Below are 7,259 nucleotides of genomic sequence, written 5' to 3' on the forward strand. Positions count from 1 at the left end.
ACACCGTGCCACCAACATCAGTAGCACCCGACATGCCGCCCGATCGCGCAACAACGAAGAGAGCCCCATCGGCCCGGTAGCTCCTCCCGACCGTCTCCCAACCGTCCAGACGGCGCTTCGCCGGTCGCCGGACGGCCCGCCGGTAACCGCCGACCAACGGAGTCGGACAATGGACCGGTGAGCGTCTGGGATGTCCTGATCGGCCAGGCTCCGGTCGTCGAGATCCTCGCGGGCGCGGCCAGCGCGGCCGCCGGGGTGACCGCGACTGATGCCCGTCCCGCGGCCCGTGCAAGCATGACGCATTCATGGCTGTTCACCGGCCCCGCGGGCGCTGGGCGTTCGATGGCGGCGCGCGCCTTCGCCGCGGCGTTGAACTGCAAAAATTCACCCCCAGGATGCGGTGAGTGCAACGGGTGTCACACCGTACTGACAGACACCGCGGCCGATCTGCGCACCGTGCGTCCAGAAGGCCTGTCGCTGGGAGTCAAGGACATCCGGGAGCTCGTCCGCGATGCAGCCAGCGCACCGACATCCGGCCGCTGGCGGATCCTGCTGCTCGAGGACGCCGACCGGCTCACCGACCAGGCCGCCAACGCGCTGCTCAAGGCGCTGGAGGAGCCCGCCACCCGGTCGGTGTTCCTGCTGTGCGCACCGTCGGTCGACGACGTCCTGCCGACCGTGCGGTCCCGCTGCCGGGTGGTCGCGCTGCGCCTTCCCACCCCCGCGCAGGTCGCCGGCATGCTGGAGCACGACGGGGTGGATCCCGCTCAGGCCCGGCTCGCGGCCCAGGCGACCATGGGCGATGCGGACCGAGCCCGGGCGCTGGCCACCGACGAGGCGACGCGGCTCCGGCGCGCCGAGGTGCTGCGCCTCCCGACCCGCCTGCAACGCACCGGGGACTGTCTCGCCGCGGCCGCGGACCTGGTGGCGGCGGCGAACGCCGACGCCGAAGCGGCGAACACGACCCGCGACGACGCTGAGACCGACGCTCTGAAGACCGCGCTCGGTGTGGGTGCGACATCCGCCGGGACGACGGCGAAACGCGCTCGGGCGCCGAAGCCCGGTGCAAAGGCCCGTGCCCTGACCGTCCGGGGCGCCGCCGGAGCTCTCAAGGAGCTGGAGAAGACACAGAAGAGCCGTGGACGACGGACCGTCCTGGACTCCCTTGACCGGGCCCTGCTCGACCTCGCCGGCTGGTACCGCGACGTCCTGGTGCGGCAGCTCGGCGCACCGGTCGAGGCGATTCACCCGGACCACGGCGTTGCCGTGGCGGAGGAGGCGCGGACGTCCACCCCGGAGCAGACGCTGCGTCGACTCGAGGCCGTCCTGCGGTGTCGGCGGACCCTGGCGGCCAATCCCGGCCTCGTCCCGCTACTCACCGTAGAAGCACTCACCCTCGATCTGCGGACCGGTTAGAGCGCCCGATGGATATCGGTCGATGCGCCTTCTGGGCATCGAGAGCAGGGACCCGCACGAACTCGAAGCGTTCGGGTGGGGGGCGAAGCGATCGAAGATCCATCGGATAGACCCAAGGTCATGGCCCGCCGCTGTGCAGCCGGCGTTTTCCGCCCATTTTGTCGCCCGACATCAGCGGATACAGTATGATAAGGCAGTAGTCGGTACAGAATTTCCCAGGCCGGATCTATTGATATAAATCAGCCGCCAGGGTGCCATACCTCACATGCGGATACCGTTCATTTCCGGCCAATATGACCATTATATTCGCACCACTGATTCGCCCGCCGCCGAGGCCGCCCGGCCTCACCACTCCCTGGGGGAATACGACATGGAACGTGGGATTCCGCGCACGGTACGGACCGGAGAAAGTATCTCCCCAGCCGGCGCATCGGCGGCCCGCCGATGAATGGAATTATTCATACCCGGCTCCGCCCCACCGGCAGTCGGATTCTCGGGGTGGGCGCCTACCGGCCCATGAAAGTGGTCCTCAATTCCGAGATCTGCCAACAGATAGAGTCGACACCCGAGTGGATAGAAGCCCGCTCCGGTATTCGTAGCCGGCGATTCGCGACCGCGGATGAATCACTGGGCGCAATGGCTGCAAGCGCCGGCGGAAAAGCCCTGGCCAGTGCCGGAATCGAAGTCGCGGACGTCGGGTGCATCGTGGTCGCCACCATGTCCCATGTCACACAGTCGCCGTCGGTGGCGACCGACGTGGCCGGCCGACTCGGTTCGCGGAACGCAACCGCATTCGATCTATCGGCCGCGTGCGCGGGTTTCTGCCATGCCCTCGCGGTGGCCAGCGACATGGTGGTCGCCGGCAGCGCAAGATACGTTCTGGTAATCGGCACCGAACGGATGTCGGACATCATCGACCCACATGACCGGGGCACGGCCTTTCTGTTCGGCGACGGTGCCGGGGCGATTGTCGTCGGGCCGTCGGAGACAACCGGCATCGGGCCCGTCGTGTGGGGTTCTGATCCCTCGGGCCGAGACGCGATCGGGCACGATCACTCGTATCTGGAATGGCGCGACAACCCCGAGCTGCCCTGGCCGACAATGCGGATGGCGGGTCAGCAGGTATATCGGTGGGCCTCGTGGCAGATGGCGCCCGTCGCGCGGGCGGCTCTCGAGGTGGCCGGGGTCGACGCAGCGGAACTCGCCGCCTTCATTCCTCATCAGGCCAACATCCGCATTATCAACATGCTGTGCAAGGTACTTGCCCTGCCCGACACGGTGACCGTCGCCCGCGACGTCGCGATCCATGGAAACACCTCCGGGGCGTCGATTCCGCTCGCGATGGACGAGGTTCTCGCAAGCGGAATGGTCCCTTCCGGTGGCCTCGCGCTGCTCATCGGTTTCGGCGCGGGCCTCGCCTACGCGGCCCAGGTCGTCCGGCTCCCATGAACTCCCGGGGACTACAGTTTGCCCTGCACCGCCGCGGAGCTGCGGCTGCTTCGCGGCTGCGGCACAGAGTCGACGACTGTCCGTCCCGACTCGACCACTGCGACGGCCTCGGTCGCCGCCGACGGCCGGATGTCGGGAAGCGAGGCGGCCGCAACCGCGGCCACACCGAATCCGACGGCCATCAGCGCGAATGCATTCGTGTAACCGCTTTCGTGCGGCAGTGTTCCAATGCCCACCCCGGCTGTGATGACGGTGGCGATAACGGTGGTGCCGATCGAGCCGCCGATCGTCCGGATGTTGGCGTTCATTCCGGACGCAATCCCGGTCTGATCGGGGCGAACCGCTACAACCACAAGGTGTGACATCGACGCGAACCCCAGACCGATACCGATACCCATCAATGAAGTCGCGATGTAGATCATGTAACTCTCACTGTGCGCGAATGCTAGGACGCAGGTGGCAGCAGCCGCGATCAGGGTGCCCATGACCAGCGGTACCTTCGCGCCGAACCTCACTCCGAGACGGCTGGCGAATATGCCGGCAACCAGCATGAAGATACTGCACGGCAGCATGAAGAGGCCGGCCTGGGTGATGCTCGCACCGAATCCGTAGCCCGCCGACGGAGGGGTTTCCACAAACTGCGGGACGAACACCATCATCGAGAACATCGTAAAACCGAACAGGATCGCAGTGATATTCGTCCGGTACACGGTGGGAATCCGCATCATTCGCATATCCACAAGCGGCTGGGCGCTGCGGCTCTCAACGGTAATCCAGACGACGATAAGCAGCCCCGCCAGCGCAAAAAGACCAAAGACCGAACTGGATCCCCATCCCCACCGGGGTCCCTGACTGATTCCGAGCAGCAGAACGACAAGCCACGCCGCAAGCAGCAACGCGCCACCGACTGACACTTTCCCGGCCACGCGGATGGGCGACTCCGGAACGCACAGCACGGTCACCACAAATGCGATGGCAATGGCGATCGCCGGCAGCCAGAACAGCCAGTGATAGCCCAGGTGGCTACTGATCGGTCCGGAAATGACCGTTCCAGTTCCCGAGCCCACGCCGAGCACGGCGGACACGACACCGATCGCGCCGCCGACCTTCTCCGGTGGGAACTCGTCCCTGATGATCCCGAACGCAAGCGGAAAGATCGCCCCACCCACCCCCTGGATGACCCTGGCGATGAGCATCACGGTCAGGGATGTTGCGAGCGCGGCGGTCACCGTTCCGATAGCAAGCACCGCGAGCATGCCGACAAGCAGCCGCTTCTTGCCGTAGACGTCCCCGAGACGCCCGAGGATCGGGGTCGCCACGGATGCGCTGAGCAGGTAGGCCGTCATGATCCACGCAATACCGGCCTGGCTCGAACCGAACTCCGCCCGGATCGTCGGCAACGCGGGCGCGATCATCGTCTGCAGCAACGAGAAGGTCAGCGCTGACATGCCGAGAGCCGCGAAGGTCACGGACGACGAACGCCTTACATCCACCGCAGCCGTCATAGCGGATAGCCCCCTTTTGAGCGACACGCAGCGGATGAAACTCAGTATAGTTGATGATACCAAGTATCTAATGATCAAAAAGGGATCCCCGCTGTGGCCTACGCTGCATCCCTACAGATCAGCTTGACGGCACGGATCACCATCCCCGGACGTGCCGACCATGAGATAAGGATCATTGGCCTGGCCTGGCCTGGCCACAGGCGCCGGCCCGGCGACCGGCGACCGGCGACCGGCGACCGGCGACCGGCGACCGGCGACCGGCGACCGACCCTCACTCATCGCCGGCGTCACGCGGACCGTGTACGAACCTGCCCACGCAGCGTGCCTGACCGCCTGCAGCAGCACGGACCTGGCCGAGCTCGTGGACGAGGCGTTCGTAGACGGTGTCCACCGAGTTCGCCGCGGCCGACACGCGGTCGAGAGCACAGCACTAGACAACGACGATTGTTAATATCAACTAACAGCAGATAAAAGAACTCTTGATAGACAACAGAAACACAATAGACGACGGACTGCGATAGGTTGCCGTCCGTCCAGAAGTCTGATCAATAACTCCTTGACCTGCCAGTATGCCCATCTGGCGGGTGCTGAACCGGGTCCGTGTAGCCTCATCGTCCGATGATGACTTTGCTGCCGCAGGCCCACGCCAGGCCTGCTGAAGCCCGTCGCCCGGAACATTTCCCTATCTGCGAGGCCCACGTGTCGTGCGGCGACGTCCACTTCGGCGACGTCCAGGGTCGCGAGACAGCCCCGTCACGCGGAGGGAGTCAACTGTGAAACACAGAAAAACCACCGATGAAACACGTTACACACTGCAAAAAACAACATCTGCCGATGCAGCAGAATCGACAACGGACCAGCAAGAACTCGTCCAGGTCGCAGCGGAAAGCAGGCGCACGCTCGCACCCCGCACGGCAGCGCCACCCAGGTTCGGCCCGACAGCGGCAGCCAAGAAGGTGGTGTCGATCCGTGGCCGGGTCTGGCTCGCCGGCCTGGGTGCTCTCGCGGTCGCTGCCACGAGCCTTGGCTGTCACGTCGCCCCGATCAGAGGTGATGGTGTCGGGAATGCAACGCTGGCGACCACGTCCGGGCCGTCCGTCACGCCGGTCGCCGGCGCGTCCATCCCGACGGCCGGGGTCGGCAACGACGACCCGAACAGCGGCCCTGGCCACGCGCCGGCCGCCAGCAGCAGCACCTACGCCGGACCACCACAGGTCGCCGCCACCGTCCGATCAGCCGCCGTGGCCGCCGTGGCGCCCGGCGGATCGACAGTTCCCGGCGGAGCCACAGTTCCCGGCGGCGGCGTTCGGTCCGGCGGCGGCCCCCTGTCCGGCGGATGGACCAGCGGCGTCGCCGCGGGCACTCTGGCGGAGGCGAACCAGTGGGCTGCCTTTCGTGGCCGGCCGGTTGACGTGATCGTCACCTTTGCCGACCGGTCAAGCTGGGAAACGATAACGCACCCATGGCTCGGCTCGGACCCCGAGAAATTCGCCGGCTTCGCCGGCACCTGGGTGATCAGTCAGCCGTTCTTCCCCGACTCCGGCGGCGACATCGGCGCCTGCGCGTCGGGAGCATACAACTCGCACTGGCAGGAGTTCGGCCGGTGGCTGATCGGTCAGGGCCGCGCGAACAGCATCGTCCGGCTTGCCTGGGAATTCAACGGCGACTGGTTCCCCTGGTCTGCGTCGAACAAACCGGGGTCATGGGTCGGCTGCTTCCAGCAGGTGGTCGGTGCCATCCGGCAGACAGATGCCCAGGCCCGGATCGACTGGACGCTGAACTCGCACACCGACGGCGCCTTCGATTTCTACCCGGGTGACGCATACGTCGATGTCATCGGCATCGACACCTTTGACATGTGGCCGGCAAGTACAGACGAGAACTCCTGGAACACCCAGTGCGACGAAGCCGAAGGACTCTGCTCTGTGATCAAGTTTGCCCGCGCGCACGGCAAGAAGTTCTCCGTGCCGGAATGGGGGCTCGTCGGCACCCACGACACCGGTGCCGGAAGGGCCGGGCAGTCCGGCGGAGACAACCCCTTCTACATCCGGAAAATGCACGACACGTTCGTCGCCAACGCCGATGTCGTGTCGTACGAGGCGTATTTCAGCAATTCGGACCCGGGTAACGTCCATTCCTCCCTGACCGGCCCAGTTGAAGAACCCAGCAGCGCCCAGGCCTACGCATCGCTGTGGTGACGACGTTGCCGCCGCTACGATGAGCGGCTACCCACTCACAGGCTGACCCGGTCTTCGGCGAACGCCGTGACCACGCCGTTGTCGCCGTGAATGTCGACAACGGCGTGGTCACGGCGACCGAAGGCGAACAGGAGGAGTTCGGCCGGGTCACCGACGAGGGTCACGTTACCGGCACCACGCCGCAGCACAACCCGCCCCGGGCCGTCAGCACGCTCGGCGATCACTCCGACGGCGGACCGCCGGTAGGCGGCCCGACCGAACAGTTGAAACGATCTCCACAACGCCAGCTGCGTCCCCGCGTCAAGCAGGGGTCGCTCCCATCCGGGTCTGGCCCGCCGAACGTCCTCATGATGGACGAAGAACTCGACCAGGTTCGTGGCATCGTCAACCGGTCCGACACGGGCTGGATGCCACCACGGCGGGCCGCCACGGAAAATTTCCACCAGGTTCGGATAGGTGTCGCCGCGCATCGTGGACCGCTCCGCCGCCACCGTCACACCGTGCAACCACTTTATCGCCAAGCCAGGCAGCGCGTGCGGCACCCGGTCCCGAGTCACCAGATGAGCGACAAGATCATGCGCCGTCCAACCGTCGCACAAGGTGGCCTGTGCCGGACCGACCTCATCCAGAAGATCCGCAAGGGTCACACGCTGCACACGAGCACGTCCCATACGCGTAATCCTAGGACCTC

The 7,259-nt window shown here is 65.9% G+C and carries 5 protein-coding genes; 3 read left to right on the forward strand and 2 right to left on the reverse strand.

The window, feature by feature from the left end; translation table 11 throughout:
- The first annotated feature begins 177 nt into the window (after positions 1–177).
- Both U9980_RS01075 and U9980_RS01080 read left to right on the forward strand, forming a co-directional pair.
- Entirely contained in the window at positions 178–1,416 is a 1,239-nt protein-coding gene (locus U9980_RS01075) for a DNA polymerase III subunit delta' (protein WP_322766283.1), read from the forward strand.
- Positions 1,417–1,860: 444 nt separating this feature from the next.
- Positions 1,861–2,865 carry a beta-ketoacyl-ACP synthase III gene (locus tag U9980_RS01080; protein ID WP_322766284.1) on the forward strand — a complete coding sequence of 335 codons (1,005 nt, stop codon included), beginning with the start codon at positions 1,861–1,863 and terminating at the stop codon, positions 2,863–2,865.
- An 11-nt stretch (positions 2,866–2,876) separates the two neighbouring features.
- Here U9980_RS01080 and U9980_RS01085 read toward each other — a convergent pair whose 3' ends face one another.
- Positions 2,877–4,334 carry an MFS transporter gene (locus U9980_RS01085; RefSeq protein ID WP_322766285.1) on the reverse strand — a complete coding sequence of 486 codons (1,458 nt, stop codon included), beginning with the start codon at positions 4,332–4,334 and terminating at the stop codon, positions 2,877–2,879.
- Positions 4,335–5,329: 995 nt separating this feature from the next.
- Between U9980_RS01085 and U9980_RS01090 the strand changes: the two genes are divergently transcribed.
- Complete coding sequence (locus U9980_RS01090; RefSeq protein WP_322766286.1) at positions 5,330–6,568, forward strand: glycoside hydrolase family 26 protein; 1,239 nt, start codon at positions 5,330–5,332, stop codon at positions 6,566–6,568.
- Between the two features lie 35 nt (positions 6,569–6,603).
- Here U9980_RS01090 and U9980_RS01095 read toward each other — a convergent pair whose 3' ends face one another.
- Positions 6,604–7,224, reverse strand: coding sequence for a TIGR03085 family metal-binding protein (locus U9980_RS01095; RefSeq protein WP_322751277.1), 621 nt, complete (start codon positions 7,222–7,224; stop codon positions 6,604–6,606).
- Between the last annotated feature and the right edge of the window lie 35 nt (positions 7,225–7,259).

The organism is Protofrankia sp. Cr1, from assembly GCF_963555865.1.
Classification (GTDB): Bacteria; Actinomycetota; Actinomycetes; order Frankiales; family Frankiaceae; genus Protofrankia.

What these genes read in the sequence shown, in the direction of transcription:
- U9980_RS01080 (WP_322766284.1), top strand. Translation starts at nt 1,861, where the DNA reads ATGAATGGAATTATTCATACCCGGCTCCGCCCCACCGGCAGTCGGATT.